At 64.0% G+C, this 18,806-nt stretch carries 15 protein-coding genes; 5 read left to right on the top strand and 10 right to left on the bottom strand.

From position 1 onward, the window contains the following. Window positions 1-119: 119 nt before the first annotated feature. The 7 genes from ACLPJJ_RS02055 to ACLPJJ_RS02085 all read right to left on the bottom strand — a co-directional run bounded on the left by ACLPJJ_RS02055 (window position 120) and on the right by ACLPJJ_RS02085 (window position 7,443). Entirely contained in the window at window positions 120-824 is a 705-nt protein-coding gene (locus tag ACLPJJ_RS02055) for an MFS transporter (protein ID WP_443589082.1), read from the bottom strand. Beyond that, a complete protein-coding gene (locus ACLPJJ_RS02060; RefSeq protein ID WP_443589083.1) occupies window positions 821-1,486 on the bottom strand; it encodes a TetR/AcrR family transcriptional regulator in 666 nt (221 codons plus the stop codon). Before ACLPJJ_RS02060 ends, ACLPJJ_RS02055 begins: the two co-directional genes overlap by 4 nt. Beyond that, complete coding sequence (locus ACLPJJ_RS02065; protein ID WP_443589084.1) at window positions 1,483-2,061, bottom strand: NADPH-dependent FMN reductase; 579 nt, start codon at window positions 2,059-2,061, stop codon at window positions 1,483-1,485. Before ACLPJJ_RS02065 ends, ACLPJJ_RS02060 begins: the two co-directional genes overlap by 4 nt. A 181-nt stretch (window positions 2,062-2,242) precedes the next feature. Further along, window positions 2,243-3,127, bottom strand: a complete 885-nt coding sequence (locus ACLPJJ_RS02070) for a DMT family transporter (RefSeq protein WP_443589085.1) — start codon at window positions 3,125-3,127, stop codon at window positions 2,243-2,245. After that, window positions 3,124-4,527: a pyridoxal phosphate-dependent decarboxylase family protein gene (locus ACLPJJ_RS02075; RefSeq protein WP_443589086.1), complete on the bottom strand. Its 1,404-nt coding sequence runs from the start codon at window positions 4,525-4,527 to the stop codon at window positions 3,124-3,126. The genes ACLPJJ_RS02070 and ACLPJJ_RS02075 overlap by 4 nt, the downstream gene beginning before the upstream one ends. A 29-nt stretch (window positions 4,528-4,556) precedes the next feature. Then, on the bottom strand, window positions 4,557-5,543 hold the full coding sequence (locus ACLPJJ_RS02080) for a transporter (RefSeq protein WP_443589087.1): 987 nt from the start codon (window positions 5,541-5,543) through the stop codon (window positions 4,557-4,559). A 298-nt stretch (window positions 5,544-5,841) separates the two neighbouring features. After that, window positions 5,842-7,443 carry an APC family permease gene (locus ACLPJJ_RS02085; protein ID WP_443589089.1) on the bottom strand — a complete coding sequence of 534 codons (1,602 nt, stop codon included), beginning with the start codon at window positions 7,441-7,443 and terminating at the stop codon, window positions 5,842-5,844. Between the two features lie 982 nt (window positions 7,444-8,425). On the opposite strand from ACLPJJ_RS02085, the gene ACLPJJ_RS02090 reads away from it, so the two are divergent. From ACLPJJ_RS02090 to ACLPJJ_RS02110, 5 genes are all read left to right on the top strand, one after another. Further along, window positions 8,426-9,469 carry a sulfate ABC transporter substrate-binding protein gene (locus ACLPJJ_RS02090; RefSeq protein WP_443589091.1) on the top strand — a complete coding sequence of 348 codons (1,044 nt, stop codon included), beginning with the start codon at window positions 8,426-8,428 and terminating at the stop codon, window positions 9,467-9,469. Between the two features lie 10 nt (window positions 9,470-9,479). After that, the gene (gene cysT, locus ACLPJJ_RS02095) at window positions 9,480-10,340 is read left to right on the top strand and encodes a sulfate ABC transporter permease subunit CysT (protein ID WP_443589093.1); all 861 of its coding nucleotides are present in this window, start codon (window positions 9,480-9,482) and stop codon (window positions 10,338-10,340) included. Continuing rightward, a complete protein-coding gene (gene cysW / locus ACLPJJ_RS02100; RefSeq protein WP_443589095.1) occupies window positions 10,330-11,154 on the top strand; it encodes a sulfate ABC transporter permease subunit CysW in 825 nt (274 codons plus the stop codon). The genes cysT and cysW overlap by 11 nt, the downstream gene beginning before the upstream one ends. Next, complete coding sequence (locus tag ACLPJJ_RS02105) at window positions 11,154-12,257, top strand: sulfate/molybdate ABC transporter ATP-binding protein (RefSeq protein WP_443589097.1); 1,104 nt, start codon at window positions 11,154-11,156, stop codon at window positions 12,255-12,257. The genes cysW and ACLPJJ_RS02105 overlap by 1 nt, the downstream gene beginning before the upstream one ends. 110 nt (window positions 12,258-12,367) lie before the next feature. Next, window positions 12,368-13,693 carry a porin gene (locus tag ACLPJJ_RS02110; RefSeq protein WP_443589098.1) on the top strand — a complete coding sequence of 442 codons (1,326 nt, stop codon included), beginning with the start codon at window positions 12,368-12,370 and terminating at the stop codon, window positions 13,691-13,693. Window positions 13,694-13,883: 190 nt separating this feature from the next. On the opposite strand, the gene ACLPJJ_RS02115 is transcribed toward ACLPJJ_RS02110, so the two are convergent. The 3 genes from ACLPJJ_RS02115 to ACLPJJ_RS02125 all read right to left on the bottom strand — a co-directional run bounded on the left by ACLPJJ_RS02115 (window position 13,884) and on the right by ACLPJJ_RS02125 (window position 18,802). Continuing rightward, window positions 13,884-15,701 (bottom strand): NAD(P)/FAD-dependent oxidoreductase, encoded by a 1,818-nt coding sequence (locus tag ACLPJJ_RS02115; protein ID WP_443589100.1) that lies wholly within the window; start codon window positions 15,699-15,701, stop codon window positions 13,884-13,886. Window positions 15,702-15,732: 31 nt separating this feature from the next. Then, entirely contained in the window at window positions 15,733-16,809 is a 1,077-nt protein-coding gene (locus ACLPJJ_RS02120; RefSeq protein ID WP_443589101.1) for a 2,3-butanediol dehydrogenase, read from the bottom strand. A gap of 127 nt (window positions 16,810-16,936) precedes the next feature. Then, a complete protein-coding gene (locus tag ACLPJJ_RS02125; RefSeq protein WP_443589103.1) occupies window positions 16,937-18,802 on the bottom strand; it encodes a sigma-54-dependent Fis family transcriptional regulator in 1,866 nt (621 codons plus the stop codon). Window positions 18,803-18,806: the final 4 nt, after the last annotated feature.

The raw sequence follows: 18,806 nt of genomic DNA on the forward strand, positions 1-18,806 counted from the left end.
GTCGCCTATCACGACATACCCGTCGTCGTGCCATCAATCAGAGACTTCTGGATGCCCCAACGCGTCGCAGAGATATCACCGTAGATCAACATCACACACCGTGGGTGTCCTCGCATCGGTTACGATACGTAGGCGAACAGCCAAGCGAAGCCCAGACCGTTGACGATGATATGGCGCACGGCGTCAGCATGTGTGAGCACGCGGCGATAGCCGCGCAGAAGCTGCGGCAGGAACGGGCCTGGCAGCGGCGCCCAGTCCGGTCGCGTTTCGGCGAGGCTGAGCCAGGTGACAGCGAGCAGCAGCAGGCCGGCTAACCCCGTCACGCCATACGTGCTCCGCCACCCCGCCAGGCTGAGTACCCCCGCTCCCAGCGTCGGCGCCACGATGGGGGCGGTGTTGGCGATGATGGTGATGACAGCAAGGCGCCGCTGCGCCGCCTTCCCCTCGAACAGATCGCGGACCATGGCGAAGGCGAGGCTCATGCCCGCACCAGCGCCAAGGCCCTGGAAAAAACGCGCGCCGAGCAGCACGCCGATCGAGCCGCCTAGCGTCGCGCCCAGCCCGCCAATGGTGAACAGCACCAGCCCGGCCAGCAACACGGGCCGCCGCCCCAACCTGTCCGCGGCGGGGCCATAGATGAGGGGGCCGAGGGCGAAGCCCGCCATGAACAGGCTCAATGTCAGCCCCATAAGGTTGGCTGTCACACCCATGGCTTTGGCGATGGGCACCAGGGCGGGCAACGACATGTCGATCGACAATGGCGGCATGGCCGCGAGCGCGCCCAGGAAAATGGTGAAGACGAGGCTCCCGGGAGAGAGCTTCATGCCGGTTCCGCCTCCTTCGGTTGGCCGATGCCGCGCGTGAACACGGCAACGGCATCGCGGATCGTCTCGGCAACCTCCTCCGGGCCGGGGCCGCCGCCAATCCTCATCATGGCCCGGTTCAGGAGATCGAAGGTGATCATGTCGTGGAACAGGGTGGCGGCCCGCGCCGGATCGGCATCCGGGCGCACCCGGCCGAGCGCCTGCTGATTGGCAAGGAATCCCGCCAGGATGGCGCGGGTCGCGGCAGGCCCATGCTGGTGCCAGTTCAGGCCGACCTGCGGGTGCCGCATGGCCTCCGCGATCACCAAGCGCTGGAACGCCAGATGGCGCTCTTGCAGCAGCACGGAGAGCAGCGTGCCCGCGAACTCGCTGAGCCCCCGTTCCAACGACAAGCTTTTCAGCTCCAGGCGCTTGAGCGGCAGGGTCAGGTCGTTGAGCGTGTCGTCCATGGCGGCAAGGAACAGACCGTCCTTGCCGCCGTAGAAGCTGTAGACACTGCCCTTCGAACCGCCGACATCGCGCACCACATCGTCGATGGTGACGCTGTCATAGCCGCGCTCGAGAAACAGATCTGCGGCGCGGGCGCGCAGCAGCGCGTCGCGCGCCTCGCCCCGCCGCGTCCGCCGTGCTTCCGGCCGCTCGTCCCCCGGCTCGGTGTTCATCGGACTGTGGCTGCGGCCCGTTGCAGGAGACGGATCTCCGTCAGCAGGTCGTCGATCGCCTCTCCACAGAATTTCAGAGTCGCCTCGTCCACGAGCCGCCCATCGACGATCTTCTGCGCCACGCCGGCGATGACGATTTGCGGCCGGGCGACGACGCGCGAGAGCGTGGAGGCGAGGGTTTCCTGCATCTGCGCATGGGCGCGGGCACCACCGACATAACCCGGCGACGAGGTCATCAGCAGCGCCGGCTTGTGCTTGAGCGGCGAGGCAAAAGCAGGCCGCGAGGCCCAGTCGAGCGCGTTCTTCAGCACGCCAGACATGCCGTGATTGTACTCCGGCGTGGCGAGGATGAGACCGTCGCAGGCGGCGATGGCCGCCTTGAGCGCGCGCACCGGCTGCGGCAGCGCATCGCCTTCGAGGTCGCTGTTGTAGAGCGGGATGTCGTTCAGCGAAAACACTGTGAGTGACGCCTTCGCCCCCAGCGTGTCGGCCAGGGTGTTGAGGATCGCTGTGTTGGTCGATTCCTTGCGGATGCTGCCGGAAATACCCAGCAGCCGGGGTACGGTGACGGACATGAAAACCTCATAAATCTAGTTTGCGCCGCCTTATGTACCGTACTATACATTACACTTCAAGGCTGGATTTGCCTGGGGAGTATGAGCTGCGGTGGCGTGAGTTGCCTTGCTGCATCCCGTCGAACCGGATCCGTCCATCACCGCCCCTCATCATCCCCCCTTTACGTGAATCGGCGCCCAATCAGTCCTCACGCGTGAACCGTTTCAGGGTCTCAGCCAGGATGCCGGCCAGAATCATCCCCGCACCGGCGAGCGTAGCCGTATCCATCGGGTCACCGGCCACCGCCCCCACGGCGCCAGCCCAGACGGGCTCCATGGCGTATATCACGGTCGCCCGAAGCGCCGGAACGCGCGCCTGGCCCCAGGCTTGGCCGAAGATGATCAGGCCGGTCGCGGCGCCCAGCGCCCCGGTGGCGAACCAAAAAGGAGGATAGGCCCAGGGCGGTTCCGCGCCGGTGATCAGGCTGGCGCTCAGACTGAACACGGCGACCATGCTCATCTGCACCACCGCCAGACGCGACGGATTACAGCGCGGTGCATAACGGCCGAGCAGAAGTATCTCGATGGCGCAGGCGAGCGCGCAGGCAATTGTGAGCAGGTCGCCCAATGACAGGTGCAGGCTGAGCCCCTTGGGGTGGGAGAGCAGAACGAGCCCTCCAAAAGCCAGCAGGATGCCGGCAAGAGCAATCCGGCCCGGCCGCTTGCGGAAAAACACGAACTGCAACAGCGGCACCATCGGGACGTACAGCGCGGTGAAAAAGGCCGATCGGCTCGACGCGATCGACGTAAGCCCCTGTGCCTGCAAGCCGTAGCAGGCGAAAATCGAAGCGCCGATCAGGAAGCCGGCGCGCCATTCCCGGGCCGTTGGCCATGACGGGCGGGTAATCAGCGTGAGCAGCGCAGCCCCCATCGCGAAGCGGAGCCCCACGAGCGCCAAAGCCCCACCATGCGCAAGGCCGATTTTGATGACGAGAAACGTGAAGCCCCAGATCAGGGTGATAAACGCCAGGACCAGCTCTGCAGGGACTTTCAGCCGCCCCTCTGACACTACATCTTGATGTGTCATGTTGCCCGAACGCGGCCGTTCGCCAGCACACGCCCTATGGCCTCTATCGTGCGGCGCACGTCCATCTCGTTGGTGCGCCAATTGACCACGCTGATGCGCATTGCGCGGCGTCCCCGAAACGTCGTGCCGCTGAAGAAGGCTGTCCCCTCGGCATTGATGGCCGCGATCATCGCATCGGTGTACCGGTCATGGTCGCCGTCCGGATCGAGGAAGCGCACCAGTCCTTGATTGATGGTCGGGGCGGCGACCAGCTCGGCTCCAGCCAGCGCCCCAATGCCATGCGCCAGCGCCTTGGCATGTTCGCAGCAGCGGTCGACCAGCGCCGCGACACCATCGCGACCCAACTCCCGCAACGCCGCATAGACAGCATATCCGCGTGCGCGCCGCGTCCACTCCGGGGTCCAGTCGATCGCATCACGCGCATCCCCGCCAGCGACGAGATAATGGGCGCTGAGCGTCATCGCCGCCCGATGAGCCGCCCGGTCGCGCACGATCGCGATGCCGTTATCCATGGGCGTATTCAGCCATTTATGCGCATCAGTCGCCCACGAGTCGGCGAGTTCGACGCCGGCGACGAGATGCCGGTGGTGCCGACTGGCGCGCGCCCATAGGCCGAATGCCCCATCGACATGCACCCATGCGCCAGCCTCCCGCGCCAGCGGGATAAGCTCGGCAAAGGGGTCACAGGCACCGACATTGAGATCGGCCGCATCCAGGACGACGATCGTCGGGCTATCCGATGCTGCGAGCGCCGTCGCCAATGTCGCCGCCCGCAGCCTTCCATCGTCGTCAGTCGGCAGGGGGTGCAGAGCACGCGTTCCGATACCCAGAAAGCGCAAGGCTCTTTCGACCGATCCGTGGCGTTGTTCGGTTGCGAGCACCCGGATCGGCGGCGCGCCGGAAAGCCCGTTCGCCTCCACATCCCACCCGCGCGCGGCCAGCAAGCTGTGCCGCGCCGCCGCGAGGCAGGTCATGTGCGCAAACTGGCACCCGGTCGTGAACGCGAAAGATGCGTCGCGCGGCAGATCGAGCACATCCTTGACCCACTCGCCCGCCACTTCCTCCACGACCGCGGCGGCTGGACCGCAGGCATAGAGGCATGCGTTTACATCCCAGGCCGATGCCAGCCAATCGGCCGCCAAGGCGGAGGGCAGCGCACCGCCAATGACCCACGCGAAGAAGCGGCCGCTGGCGGACCCCAGTTGCCCGCCTTCGGTCGCCGCGACGAGATCGTCGATGACCGTCGCCGCAGGTGTCGGCGTGGCCGCGAGCGGCATGCGCAAACGGCTGCGAAGTTCCGCTAAGGTTGACGTCGATGCCACGGGGCGATCGTCGAGTCCTTCGAGATAGGCGGTGGCATGGTCAAAGGCGCGGCGCAGTGCCACGGATGTCTCGCTCATGAAAACGGCCTTACATCAAACGTCGTGCATCAGAAGACCATGTTCAACGCGATCTGCGGAGACACATAAGAACTGCTATTGTGGCCACCCAAGGTGTACTGCACGCCGACGATAACGCCATATTGCCACGACCAGTTATATTCCACCGCCGGCGCGAAGGACCAGTTCTTGCTGCTGCCCGAGCTGAAATTCACATTGTTCCCAAAGGCATCGGTTCCACGCACCCGGGAGCCATCCGCATAGCTGTAGACAATATCCGTCGCGAGCAGCCAACGCTGATTGATCGCATATTCGGGCGAGATGCCGGCGGCCCATTGGTCCCCCGGATGCGCCGTGCCATTGAACCCAGCCCCGGTGCCGTAGACGCTCACGTCCTTGACCGAGGGATGGGTTAGCGGCAGCTGGAACTGCTCCCATACGCGGATGCGCAGCGGATGGTTGCCCCAGGTGTCAAACAGCGACTGCAGGGTTATCCCCTGGCGCAAATTGAAGCTGCCGCCACCCGCGCCGTCGAGCCCGGTGGCGAGTTGGTCATGCGGGCCGGTGGGGAACTCCATGCCGAGGTCAAAGGTCACGGACGGCGCGCCCGTGACGGTGTTCTGATCGAGCACCCGGTATTTCAGGTCAACGGGCAGGTCGGCGATCTCCTCGCCGTGCGAAGTCGTCTTGCTGTTCCACGCGTAAGTGCCCACGGGAATCGTCTCAATGCTCAGCCGTTTTGTGATGCTGTATTCGAGCAGTGAAAGCTCCGTGTTGCTCCTGGCGTTATCGCTCCCACCGTGATGGTTTCCGCGCGCGTCATAGGAGCCGGTATTCAGCGTCACGATGTCATAAGGCTCGATCGCCACCAGCCCAGCCACCGGCAATGCCGGCGAGGGCGAGACCAGCGAGCCGGTGAACCATTGGTTGCTCACAGTTTGCTGCTCGACCGATGTCTCGCTGGCCTGCTGCGCGTGCGCCGAAACACACAGGCCAACGCTGAAGAGACCCGTCAGAAGGCTCGCTGTTTTGGGCATAAGTCCCGCACATTTCAAGAACCGGTTCGGTTCTGACGGCGTGTGACGGGCAACGTCCAACGCATTCCGGGTATCATCGAATCCTGTAGTCGGCATTAACTCTCGTTCCATAGATTTAGCGTAATTTTTGAATCAAAAGATCACTGCGGCAGCGCCTGGGCCGCAGGCCGGCCGGATTTTGCCCTCGCCGGATCGAGCGATCACGCTCTCTTGCGATGCCCGTGAACGACAGGCGCAGGCGCGCGGATCTGCCCGCGCAGGAGAGCGCTTTTCAGGCTGCCTCCCGCGCGGGGTACGATCACATGATGTTTTCCATGCGTACCATCATCTCCGCGGTCTCTTCCGCCGGTAGCGCGGAGCGCAGGGCGAAGGCGATAACGATCAGGCTCCAGATTGCTACCAGGACCACGCCCGGCCAGAACCCGAGCACACCAAAGCCGCCCCCGATATTGCCGAGCGCGGAGATCACCCATATGCCGCCAAACCAGGGCAGCAGCCAGGCGATGTAGCACCAACCGAACTCCGACGCCGGCTGTTTCGTGATGAGATGGTAATAGCCCGCATACAGCACGAACCCCACGGCAATGATGGCAAACAGGACCGTGGTGGTCATGAAGCCGGTCCAGTAGATGATCCAGTTGCTGCAGATAAAGGCAAGCGGCGCTAGATAGCCCGCACCTTTCAGACGAAATGGCCGGTGCAGCGCGGGCTGGCTGCGGCGCAGAACCAGCAGCACAATCGGCCCCAGCCCATAGGTCAGCACCGTAACGGACGTGATATAGCCCACCATCAGCTGCCATGCCGGGAACGGCAGCAGGAACAGGACGCCGACACCCCACATTACCAGCACCGCGAGCCAGGGCGCTTTCGCCTTATTTAGCGCCATCAATCCGCGCGGGCCGGCCTTCGTCTCGCCCAGGGCGAACAGGATCCGCGCGCCTCCGGTGAGGTACATCAACCCGGTGCCGCCTGGCGAAATATAGGCGTCCACATAGAGCAGCGTCGCCATCCAGCCGATGCCAAGCGTCGCGGCGAGACCGGCAAACGGCCCGGCTTGGCCCGTGAAGCTCAGATGATTCCAGCCATTTGCCAGGTCAGACGGGCGCAGCGCCATCAGGAACGCCACCTGCAGCAGGATATAAATGACCGCCGCAACCAGTACCGAGCCGATCACCGCCAGGGGAATATTGCGGCTCGGGTTGGAGGTTTCACCTCCGAGATCGATGGCCGTGCGGAAACCGAGGAAGCTGAAGATGACGCCCGCCGTCGGCAGAGCGGTAAAAATGCCCGAGAACTGGTAGGTGCCTGGAGCCGCGGCCCCGACATTCCAGTGCGTGCTGGCGCAGATGAGCACGATAACGGTCAGCAGCGGCACCGCGATCTTCCACATGGTAATAGCGGCGTTGAAACGCAGCAATAGACGTACCGCGAGAAGATTCAGGAACGCAAACAAAGCCAGGAGTAGTGCACAAACGATGAAGCCGGTTGTTGTCAGCAGGCCATTGCTATGCGGTTGGATGAAGTACGGCAGGTAGTTGTTGGCGTAAGTGACGACGGCCTCGCCTTCAACCGCCGGAACAGGGACATAGGCCAGGAACAGCATCCAGCCCCAGATGCGTCCAAGCCCTTCCCCGTGGCTCGCGTGGCTCATATGCACCAGCGCGCCGCTGCGCGGAAACAGCGCCGCCAGCTCGGAGAAGCACAACGCGATCAACATGATGATCACGGCACCGACCACCCAGCTCCAGATGCTCAGCGGGCCCGCGATCCGTGCGGCGTGGTAGGCGCCGAAGAGCCAGCCCGACCCGACGATGCTGGTGGTGCTGGCGAACAGGAGGCTAACAAAGCGGACCTCGCGTTTTAGTTTGCCGGACGCATTTGGGCTGACGGATGGTTCCATGACTTACTCCTTATGCTTTCGTTCAGTCGCCTCGGCCACTTGATGGCCAGGGGGCAAGAAGTGACACCGTATAACTTGGCATCTACGGTTTGAAGGGAGGCGCGATGGGCTGAGCGATGACGAGCCGATCGGCATTGGGGCAGAGATGGCTCCGCGTCAGGCTGGAGGACTTCCCATTGGCCGCGCTGGAAAGCCCGCATAAAGCAGCACCAAACCTATCGCGGGCAGCCTCATACGCGCGATCGGCGCCAATCGAGACGCAACAACAGGTTGAGCGGAGCAAAAACCAGCTTTGACGTTGTCGGCAGCACAACAGCCACCAGTCCACCGAGCATCGCCCAAGTTATTGTGGCGATACTTGTGAAATACCGTCTTCGTAATAAAATTTCGCGCTGACCATCACTTAGCCTCATTGATGGCAAGGTATATGCAATTAACGCGCCACAAAAAACAACAGCTAAAGCGGCTAGACTGCCAAAAAACAACGATAACTGCGCCAGAAAGACTTCTGGCCCCTTGATTGTTTAGAGCGCAACCACATGCGTTATGCCTGTTTTTGGCCTTTGCTGCGTGAACACCCGTCCCCGCGGCTTCTGCCAGGAGCCATTCGCGCAATTAATGCGGCTTGGAAATGTCATGTTGTTCTGAACGTCCGCAACGCAGGAAAGTCACGGGCAATCTGCTTGATCGTCCGCGTCGGACACAAAATTCCCGCGCAGGCGGCTCCACTCAAACAGACTTTCCACACAGCCTCGGCGGCAAGCCGCCGCTCAGCAGACGCTTACTAATCACCAGCCTTTCCGCTTCTTGCTTGTCCCGGTTTTCCCGGCATGGAGCCTGGCAATGGCCGAAACGTTGAGCGCGGCCTGTAAGTCTGGATGGAATACCTTTAAATCCTATTGATCAGGTTGACTAAGTGTGCATATTTATCCTTGAGGATTATGGGAACCACATAGCCAATAACCAGCAAGGGACTCTCGACATGACCACCCGCCTTACCCGCCGCGCCGCCCTGGCGCTCTCCGCCGCCGGGGCGGCCTCCGCGCTGACCGCGGCGCCCGCGCTGGCCGATGCCAACACGCTGCTGAACGTTTCCTTCGACCCCACAGCGCAGCTCTATACCGCCTACGACAAGCTGTTCGCCGCCTATTGGGCGAAGAAAACCGGCGTTACCCCCACCCTGCATTATTCCCATGGCGGCTCAGGCGCGCAGGCTCGCGCGGTCATCGAGGGCCTGCCCGCAGACGTGGTAACGCTGGGGCTGGCCTACGACATCAACGCCATCGTCAAGGCGGGGCTGATCGCGCCGGACTGGCAGTCCCGCTTGCCGGACAACTCCACCCCCTACACCTCCACCATCGTGTTCCTGGTGCGCAAGGGCAACCCCAAAAACATCAAGGATTGGGGTGACTTGGTGAAGCCTGGCGTGCAGATCGTGGCGCCGAATCCGAAGACCTCCGGCGGAGCGCGCTGGAACGTGCTGGCCGCCTGGGCGTGGGCGCAGAAGGCCTACGGCAGCGACAAGGCCGCGCTGAACTATCTGCAGAAATTCTTCGCCAACGTGCCGGTGCTGGATTCCGGCGCACACGGCTCCACCCTCACCTTCACGCAGCGCAATATCGGTGACGTACTGGTCGGCTGGGAGTCGGATGCGTTCCAGTCCATCAAGCAGGCAGGCAGCGATGCCTATGAGATCGTGGTGCCATCGATCTCCATCCTGGCCGAGCCGCCCGTCGCGGTAGTGGACAAGAACGTGGACAAGCACGGCACCCGCGCCCTGGCCACGGCTTATCTGGAATATCTGTACTCGCCCGAGGCGCAGGAAGTGATCGCGCAGAATTTCTACCGCCCGCGCGATGCTGGCGTGGCGGCGAAATATGCCAGCCAGTTCCCAAAGGTGAATCTCATTACCGTGGCAGATTTCGGCGGCTGGGCCAAGGCGCAGCCGGAGTTCTTCGGCAATGGCGGCTATCTGGACCAGGCCTTTGGCCAGAGCGGCGCACAGTTCTTCGGCATCAGCAGCTGAAGCGCCCGGCGTGAGCGCCTCTGTTCACCCCGCGTCGCGCGGCTTCACCTGGCGTTCCGCCAGCGTGCTGCCGGGTTTTGCGCCCAGCCTCGCCATCACATTGCTCTGGCTCTTTGTCATTGTGCTGGGGCCGCTGGGGGTGATGCTGTGGTTCACCGCGGGCATGGGCTGGGGCGCCTTCCTCGCGGAGATCACCCGGGCGCGTGTGTTGGCTGATCTGTGGGTGAGCCTGCGTTCGGCATTATACGCGAGCCTGGCCAATGCCGGGTTCGGGCTGCTGGTGGCCTGGGTGCTCACCCGCTACGAGTTTCCCTTCCGCCGCATCGCCGATGCGCTGGTGGATCTGCCCTTCGCCCTGCCCACCGCCGTTGCCGGCATCTCGCTCTCGGCGCTGTACGCGCCGAATGGCTGGATCGGCGGCATTCTCGCCCCTCTGGGCGTCACCATCGCCTTCCAACCCGCGGGCATCGTGGTCGCCATGATGTTCGTCTCCCTGCCGTTCATCGTGCGCACGGTGCAGCCGGTCATCGAGGATCTGGAGCCCGAGCAGGAGGAGGCGGCGCAGCTCATGGGCGCCAGCCCGGTGCAGATTTTCCTGCGCATCTCCCTGCCCGCCATTCTGCCCGCGCTACTCACCGGCTTCGCCCTGGCCTTCGCCCGCTGCCTTGGCGAGTACGGCTCCATCATCTTCATCGCGGGCAACAAGCCGATGATCTCCGAGATCGTGCCGCTGCTCATCGTCCAGGAGCTGGACCAGTTCGACTATCAGGGCGCCACCGCCATCGGTGTGCTTATGCTCGCGGTGTCGTTCCTGTTGCTGCTCACCATCAACCTGCTGCAAGCCTGGATGAGGAAGCGCCATGGCCAATAGAATTCTGCTCATCGGCACCGCGCTCATTTTCATGGCGGTGTTTCTGCTGCTGCCCCTCATCGCCGTGTTCGCGCAGGCGCTCTCTGCCGGGTTCGGCGCCTATGTCGCCGCCATCGCCGACCCCAATGTGCAGTCGGCAATCTGGATGACACTCACCATCGCCGCCGTGGCTGTGCCGGCGAATCTCATCTTCGGCATCTGCGCTTCCTGGTGCATCGGCCGGTTCGACTTCAAGGGCCGCAACCTGCTCATCACTCTCATCGACCTGCCATTTTCCATCTCGCCGGTCATCGCCGGCCTGCTGGAGGTGCTGCTGTTCGGCCTCAACGGCCTGCTTGGCGGCTGGCTCTCGGCGCACAACATACAGATCATCTTCGCCCTGCCGGGCATGATCATCGCCACCATCTTCGTCACGTTCCCCTTTGTGGCGCGCGAGGTGATCCCGCTTGTGCAGGAGCAGGGCAATGAGGAAGAGGAAGCGGCGGTGACGCTCGGCGCGTCCGGCTGGCAGATTTTCTGGCGCGTCAGCTTGCCGAAAATCCGCTGGGGCCTGTTCTACGGCGTGCTGCTCTGCAACGCCCGCGCCATGGGCGAGTTCGGCGCCGTGTCCGTCGTCTCGGGCAAGGTGTTCGGCTCCACCGACACGCTCTCGCTGGCGGTCGAATCCCTCTATGAATCCTATGAAATCCAGGCGGCGTTCGCGGCGGCCTCGCTGCTCGCCATGCTGGCCCTTGTCACCCTTGTCCTCAAGGCAGCGCTGGAATTCTCGCTGCGCGAAGAGCTCGCCGCCGTCAAACGCAGGAAAGCAAGCTGATGCCCACCGAGATCAAGATCGCCAACGTCTCCCGCGCCTTTGGCGGCCAGGTGGTGCTGTCTGACGTGAACCTCACCGTCCACCCCGGCGAGTTGCTGGCGCTGCTCGGCCCCTCGGGCTCGGGCAAGACGACGCTGCTGCGGCTCATCGCTGGGCTGGACCAGCCGGACTGGGGCAGCATCCGCGTCGGCGCGGACGACACGACCAAACGCCATGCCAGTGAGCGCGGCGTGGGCTTCGTGTTCCAGCATTACGCGCTGTTCCGGCACATGACCGTCTTCGAGAACATCGCCTTCCCGCTGCGCATCCGCAAAACCGCCAAGCCGGTGGTGAAGGCCAAGGTGGAGGAGCTGCTGAAGCTCATTCAGCTGGAGACCCTGGCCAGCCGCTACCCGGCGCAGCTTTCCGGCGGTCAGCGCCTGCGTGTGGCCCTGGCCCGTGCGCTCGCTAGCCAGCCGCGCGTGCTGCTGCTCGACGAGCCGTTCGGCGCGCTGGACGCCGTGGTGCGCCGCGATCTGCGCCGTTGGTTGCGCCAGCTGCATGACGAGATGCACATCACCACCATTTTCGTGACGCACGACCAGGAAGAGGCATTCGACCTCGCCGACCGCGTAGTGATTATGAAGGACGGGAAAATCAGCCAGGAGGGAACGCCGATCGACATCTATCGGAACCCCGCCACCCCGTTCATCCATGAGTTCCTGGGCGAGAGCAACCGTCTTGCCGTGCAGGTGCGCAACGGCGTGGTCCGCGCGGAGGCTGGGTTCGAGATCGGCCATGCCAGCCTGCCGGATGGCGGGGCTGAGGTGTTCATCCGCCCGCACCATCTGGTACCGGTGCCGGCGGCGCAGGGCAGCTGGCGTGTGGCGCGCATCGCCGCCACCGGCGCGCAGGCACGCATCAGCCTCACCCACGGCGACGTGACTCTGGAAGCCGCCATGACCGCCGATGCGCTGCTGGAAACCGGGCTGCGCCAGGGGGACCAGGCAGAACTGCGCTTCACCGGCGGCACCCTGTTCGCGCCGGGCGCCGGGCCGATGCGCGTTTCCGGTTTACCGCAGGCTGGCGTTCGGTTTTTCCAGAGCGGCCGCGCCGGGGCGTAGTTCCGCGGAATTTTTTGAAACGGTATTGACAGCTGCGGGGAGGTCTGGAATTTACGCTAATAAGCCTATTAAAGAAGCCGGATTAACAGACAAGCTGGGAGATAAGTTTTATGCGTAAGGTACTTCTGGCCTCCGTGGCCTCGATGGGCGCGCTGCTCGCCGCTGGCGGCGCGAACGCCCAGCCGGTCACGCCCGTCGCTCCGGGCACCATTGCCGTTCATGTCAACGGCTACTTCCAGTTCGGCCTGGATCATGTCGGTTCGACCTATAACAACGTCGGCGGCAACAAGCTGAACCCGGTCACCACCAACGGTGATTTCCGCCTGTACCCAGGCTTCGACGCGACGACCATTGGCGGCATCTCCTACGGTGCCCAGGTCGAAACGCGCGTCACGTTCTCCGACGCCGGCAAGGGCGCGGGCAGCTCCTCCAACTCGACGGCCGGCACCAGCAGCCTGTATGTCCGCCGCGCCTATGGCTATATCGGCACCCCGGATTACGGCTATGTCCGTTACGGCCAGACCGACGGCGCCTTCTCCCTGCTGCAGACCGGCGTGATCGAGCAGTTCGGTGATGGCACCCAATGGGCCAGCAACGACGGCTCGCAATACGTCGTGCCCAGCAAGGCTCGGCCCGGCCAGTTCATCTATGCCGACCAGGGCGCGCTCTACACCACCGACAAGGTTGTGCTGATCTCCCCGTCGGTCACCGAGCCTTACCTGGGCGGCAAGTTCTCCGCTATGGCCTCCTATGAGCCGAACGGTAACGGCATCAAGGAAGGCTATGCGACCTGCGCCGTCGCTGGCGCCACCTGCGCTTCCATCAGCTCGACCGGCACCTTCAACTCCACCCTGGCGACGGAGCGTCAGAACACCTTCGACGTGGCTGGCCAGTACGCGCTGAAGGCGCACGGCTTCAACTCCAAGGCCTCCGTCGGCTTCCTCGACGGCAACCCGATCCGCTACACCAGCAGCATCGCTGGCGCCAATGCGGCTTACAACCTCGACAAGCTGCAGGTCGTGCAAGCTGGTCTGCAGACCACGTATAATGACCTGTTCCTCGGTGGAGATGCCGTTACCCTCGGCGCCAACATCAAGTGGGGCCAGACCCTGGATGGCTACGCGCCGAAGCCGAAAGGCACGCGTGACGCGCAGGCCTACATCGTCGGTGGCAACTATGTCATAGGGCCCTATGTGATTGGCGCCAGCTTCTTCGACAGCCAGACCGCTGGTAACCAGTATGCCGGCAAGAAAGGGGAAGCCCGCACCCTGTCCGAATATGGCGCTGCCGTCGGTGGCAACTACGTGATCGGCAAGGATCTGAGCCTGTACGCGCAGTACCTGTACGGTCACTCGCATCAGCCCGGTAACAGCAACCTGGTCAACGGCAACACTCAGATGCAGTTGGTCAGCCTTGGCGGCACCTTTAAGTGGTAACTGCGTAACCGAGGTACGGAAACGGGTGAGCCCCCATCCGGGGTCATCGCTGACAAGCCCCTCGGGGTCGCACTCCAGCACTCGGGAACCTCCGTTCAATCCGTATCGCTGGCAAATGGAGTGATCCGGACCGGCGCAAACAGCTAGATCAGAGGTTCCCTAGACTACGTCAAAACAAGACGCCTGCTGATCAGCTCAGATGATATACCGGCTGCAGCTCATAGACTGGCGTGGCCAGCCCCTCCTTCCGCGCCTTCAACTGCAGGGCGAGATACAGCGAGTAGTGCCGCGATTGGTGCAGATTACCACCGTGGAACCAGAGATTCTCCTGCTGCGTCGGCTTCCACATGTTGCGCTCCTCGCCTTCCCACGGGCCGGGGTCCTTGGGCGTGGCCGAGCCCAACCCCCACACCTTGCCCACCTTGTCCGCCACTTCCTGACTGATGAGGTCCGCAGCCCAGCCATTCATCGAACCATAGCCGGTGGCATAGACGATGAGATCCGCCGGGAGCTCCGTGCCATCGATGAATTTCACGCCCGTCTCGGTAATCTCCTCAACCTCCACCCCACTCTTCAACTTGATGCTGCCGTCGATGACAAGGTCGCAGGCCCCGACATCAATGTAATAACCCGAGCCACGACGCAGATATTTCATGAACAGGCCAGAGCCGTCCGCGCCGAAATCCAGCATGAAGCCGGCCTTCTCCAGCGCTGCATAAAACGCGGCGTCGCGCGCCTTGATCTTCTCGTACACGGGAATGTGGAACTCATGCATGATCCGGTACGGAAGCGACGCGAAGGTCATGTCCGCCTTGCGCGTGGTGATGCCATCGGCCAGCGCGCGCTCGGAATAGAGATCGCCAAGCGCCTCCTCCATCAGCGAGTCAGAACGCACGATATGCGTGCTGGAACGCTGGACCATCGTCACGTCAGCACCCGCCTCCCACAACGCCGCACATATATCGTGCGCGGAATTATTGGCGCCAATCACCACCACCTTCTTGCCCGCATAGGCGTCCGGCCCAGGGTGCTGGGAGCTGTGCTGCTGCTCGCCACGGAACCGCTCCATGCCTTTGAACTTCGGCATATTCGGCTTGCCGGACATGCCGGTGGCAAGCACCAACTGCGTGGGGCGAAGCTCAATCTCCTGCCCGTCGCGCTCCACTGTCACGCGCCATGTCTTGGTGGACTCGTCGAATACCGCGCGCTTGGCCACGGTCTTCGACCAGTAATTTATCTCCATGACCTTGGTGTACATCTCCAGCCAGTCTCCGACCTTGTCCTTCGGCGAAAACACAGGCCAGTTCTTGGGGAAATCGATATATGGCAGATGGTCATACCACACCGGGTCGTGCAGGCAGAGGGATTTGTAGCGCTTGCGCCACTGGTCGCCCGGGCGGTCATGCTTGTCGATGACGATCGACGGCACGCCGAGCTGGCGCAGCCGCGCGCCGAGCGCGATGCCACCCTGGCCGCCACCAATGACAAGCACATAAGGCTGCGTCGTGTAGTCAAGCGTCTGCGCCTCCTCTTCGCGCTTTTCCGTCCAGGTTTTGCGGTGGCGGGAGATACCGTGCTCCGCCCCTTTCGGCCGGCGCGCGCCCAGCGGCTCCTCGAAGCCCTTCAGCTCGGTCAGCGCCGTCAACAGCGTCCAGGCCACCCCCCCGCGCAGCCGCACCAACCCCTCGCCGCGCCCAGTGGCAGTCTCGAAGACCAGCCAAGCTTCAACGACATCATCCACCGCCCGCGGCTCTTCCGCCAAGGCGAACTTCACCGCCCCGGCCTGCGGCAATGTGGCGCGCAGCATGTCGCGCACACCGTCACGGTTCTCCACCGTCTTGATGTTCCAGGTGAAGGCAACAAGGTCGCGCCAGAAGCTTGTATCGGCAAAAAGCTGCGCCGCCGCTTCCACGTTGCCCGCCTCCAGCGCGCCGTTGAAAGCGTTAATCCAGCCTTCGGCAATGGCGCGGGGTGAAGCTACGCGGGTCTCGATCGTTACGTCGTACATGTCCGTTTCCCTTTGCTTATTTTGGTTTTGTTCACGCGACGAGGTCGATAAGGATCTTGAGATGACGGCCTGCGGGATCGAGCAGCGCCTCGAACCCCTGCGCCACCGCGTCCTCCAGCCGTATGCGGGCGGTGACGGCCTTGGCCGCTGGCAGTGCGCCGGAGGCGATGAGCCGGATGACGCGCGGCCAGTAATGCGTGGGGTAGGCCCAGGCACCACGCAGATCGACATCCTTGAACGTCACCTGAAACCAGTCAAGCGGATTTTCATGCGGATGCAGCCCGGTTTGCACCACCACGCCCTGCTTGCGCACCGCGTCCAGGCAAGCCTTCAGCGCGTGCTCATTGCCCACGCATTCCAGCGCCACGTCGCAACCGGCTTGGCCGTCGGTCCCAGCCCGCACCACCGCGCCCACATTCTCGCGCTTCGGGTTGATGGTGACGATATCCGGCAGCACCGTGCGCGCGAAGGCGAGACGGGCGTCGTTGAGGTCCGAGAGAAACAGCGTGGTAGCCCCGGCCGCACGCGCCGCCAACAGCGTAAGCAGGCCGATGGGCCCGCCACCGGTAACGAGCACGGAACTGCCTGCCTGCACCCCGCCACGGTCGCAGGAATACACGGCAACTGCCGTCGGCTCCACCAGCGCCGCCTCCTCATCGGTCAACTCGTCGGGGATTTTCTCCACATTGTAGTCATGCACGATGGCTTCTTCCGCCATCCCGCCCCTGGCCCAGCTGAGCCCGGCCAGGGCCAGTTGCGGACTGAGATGGAACTGCCCGCGCCCGGCGTAATAATCCCCGGCGCGAGGCATGATCAGCGGCTGGATGGAGACGCGGTCCCCGGGCTGCACATTGGTCACACCCTCGCCAATTGCAGTGACCACCCCGCCGAACTCGTGCCCCAGAATCTGCGGCCCGTGCGCGCCGGTATAGGGATGCGGCGTTTTGGGGATGAAGATCGGGCCATAGGCGTATTCGTGGAGATCGGTGCCGCAAATGCCGACGAAGCGGTTGCGGACCAGAACCTGGCCGGGCAGCGGATTGCGCTCCGGTGCGGGAATGTCTTCGAGCCGCAGATCGCGCGCGGCGTGGAAACGTAGAGCTTTCAAGTGGTTCCTCCTTGCCTTCTTGTTGTGGGCAGAAGGACAAGGGCAAGCCGCGTGCCAAAGCTAATATTTTGAAAGTCATTGGTTTTTTGCGCCGTCGCCGGCCACAATGTGGCGGCGGCTGTGGCGGCTAGCTGTGGCGCGACAGGCCGAAGCGACGCATCTGCCGATGTACGGTGGTGCGGTCCAACTTGAGGGTGCGCGCCGCCGCGGAGACATTGCCGCCGCACGCCGCCAGCGCCGCCTTCAGCCGCCCGGCCTCGTCATCCGCCACCGGAGTGGCCCCGACGATTTCCTCCGGTAGATCAGCGAGGCCGATTTCTCCGTCCTCACACAAGGCCGCCGCGGTGGCGATGGCATTGTCCAGCTCGCGCAGATTGCCGGGCCAGGGATGCACGCGCAACGCCGCGAGCGCCTCCGGCGCGGCGGTTAGGCGATGCCCCGGCCGGGCATGGCGCGCCAGTAGCCGGGCCAGCAGCCAGTCGAAATCCTGCCGCGCCCGCAGTGGCGGCAGACTGAGCCGGGCCGCATTCAGCCGGTAGTACAAATCCTCGCGGAAGAGCTTTTCCGCCACCAGGGCCGCAAGGTCTCGGTGAGAAGCGGAGATGACGCGGAAGCGCACCGGCCGGGGCCGCGCCGCGCCCAGAGGCTGCACCGCACGCTCGGCCAGCACGCGCAGCAGCCGGGATTGCAGCAACAACGGCATGTCGCCGATCTCGTCCAGAAACAAGGTGCCGCCATCGGCCTCCTCGACGAGCCCCTTGCGCCCTTTCAGCGCCGCGCCGGTGAAAGCGCCGGGCGCGTAACCGAATAGTTCCGCCTCCGCCAGCGTCTCCGGAATCGCGGCGCAGTTCACCGCCACGAACGGCCCCTTCACGCCGCTCGCCTCATGGATGGCGCGGGCCAGGAACTCCTTGCCGGTGCCGGTCTCGCCCTGCAGCAGAATGGGCAGCTCGGTACGGCTGAGCTTCGCCGCCTTCTCTTGCAGCGCCCCGATCTCTGGCGCCACGCCACCCAGCGCGCGCAAGGCCTGCGGTAACGCGGGCAGAGTCGCGCGCGGCCGCGGCGGCTCTATAGCGTGGGCGAACAGCATGTTGCCGTCCCGCGCACGCAGCACGCGCTCCTGGGTGGGGCGGGCTCGTGTGAGGGCGGGCAGGTCATCGACGCCGAGGTCGAAGAAGCGCGAAACCGGCTGGCCGATGAGTTGCTCCGGGGCGCGCCAATCCAGCCCTGCGGCGCGGGCCAGCAGCCGGGCCGCCATGTGCGTCATGCCTGCGATGCAACCGCGGTCGTCGATGGCGAGCGCGCCTTCGGGGTCAACATCCAGGAATTCCGGCGAGCGGGCGAAGCGCAGCACCCATTGACGGCGGGTCCGCGCCATAAGGTTGGCGAGCTCGATGCGCCGGGTCGTGGTTGTGACCATATGTTGCGCCAAGCTTTGGCTCGCCTTCTGTTGCGGAGAGCTGAGCAGCGAGATGTCCAGCACGGCGGAGAGCCGCCCGGCGGAGTCATAGATTGGCGCCGCGGTGCAGGAGAGCGGCGTGTGCGTCATGCCAAAATGGTCGCTCTGGTGAATGGTCAGCGCCTCGCCCGTGGCGATGCAGGCACCGACCGCGCAGGTGCCGGCCCGCGCCTCGGCCCAGTCGGCGCCGAGATAGAGCCCCGCCTGCCGCAACTCGCGGTCATGCCTTGGGTCACCGAAATACTCCACAGCGATGCCCTGGCGGTCGGCCAGCAGGAGCACATAGGCTTGGCCGGAGACATGGTTGTAGAGCTGCTCCAGGCCCGAGCGGGCGATGGCGATCAGCTCCTCTGCCTGCTGGCGGTGTTCCTTCAGGCGGCCTTCGGGCAGGATCACTGCCTCGCAATTCGCCGCCGGGTCGAGCCGGTATTCCGTCAGGCAGCGGCGCCAGGATTGCACAACATAAGTGTCCCGGGTGGTGGTACCACCAAGCCCGGCGCTTTCGATCTCACGCACGTGATCCGCAGCGGCCATTTCC

Origin of the sequence: Acidocella sp. (assembly GCF_052326845.1) — a bacterium.
Classification (GTDB): Bacteria; Pseudomonadota; Alphaproteobacteria; order Acetobacterales; family Acetobacteraceae; genus Acidocella.

Coding starts and splice junctions, on each gene's coding strand:
- ACLPJJ_RS02085 (WP_443589089.1), bottom strand. CDS start 7,443: ATGGAACCATCCGTCAGCCCAAATGCGTCCGGCAAACTAAAACGCGAG.
- ACLPJJ_RS02125 (WP_443589103.1), bottom strand. CDS start 18,802: ATGGCCGCTGCGGATCACGTGCGTGAGATCGAAAGCGCCGGGCTTGGT.
- ACLPJJ_RS02080 (WP_443589087.1), bottom strand. CDS start 5,543: ATGCCCAAAACAGCGAGCCTTCTGACGGGTCTCTTCAGCGTTGGCCTG.
- ACLPJJ_RS02070 (WP_443589085.1), bottom strand. CDS start 3,127: ATGACACATCAAGATGTAGTGTCAGAGGGGCGGCTGAAAGTCCCTGCA.
- ACLPJJ_RS02075 (WP_443589086.1), bottom strand. CDS start 4,527: ATGAGCGAGACATCCGTGGCACTGCGCCGCGCCTTTGACCATGCCACC.
- ACLPJJ_RS02105 (WP_443589097.1), top strand. CDS start 11,154: ATGCCCACCGAGATCAAGATCGCCAACGTCTCCCGCGCCTTTGGCGGC.
- ACLPJJ_RS02060 (WP_443589083.1), bottom strand. CDS start 1,486: ATGAACACCGAGCCGGGGGACGAGCGGCCGGAAGCACGGCGGACGCGG.
- ACLPJJ_RS02065 (WP_443589084.1), bottom strand. CDS start 2,061: ATGTCCGTCACCGTACCCCGGCTGCTGGGTATTTCCGGCAGCATCCGC.
- ACLPJJ_RS02110 (WP_443589098.1), top strand. CDS start 12,368: ATGCGTAAGGTACTTCTGGCCTCCGTGGCCTCGATGGGCGCGCTGCTC.
- ACLPJJ_RS02055 (WP_443589082.1), bottom strand. CDS start 824: ATGAAGCTCTCTCCCGGGAGCCTCGTCTTCACCATTTTCCTGGGCGCG.
- cysW (WP_443589095.1), top strand. CDS start 10,330: ATGGCCAATAGAATTCTGCTCATCGGCACCGCGCTCATTTTCATGGCG.
- ACLPJJ_RS02090 (WP_443589091.1), top strand. CDS start 8,426: ATGACCACCCGCCTTACCCGCCGCGCCGCCCTGGCGCTCTCCGCCGCC.
- ACLPJJ_RS02115 (WP_443589100.1), bottom strand. CDS start 15,701: ATGTACGACGTAACGATCGAGACCCGCGTAGCTTCACCCCGCGCCATT.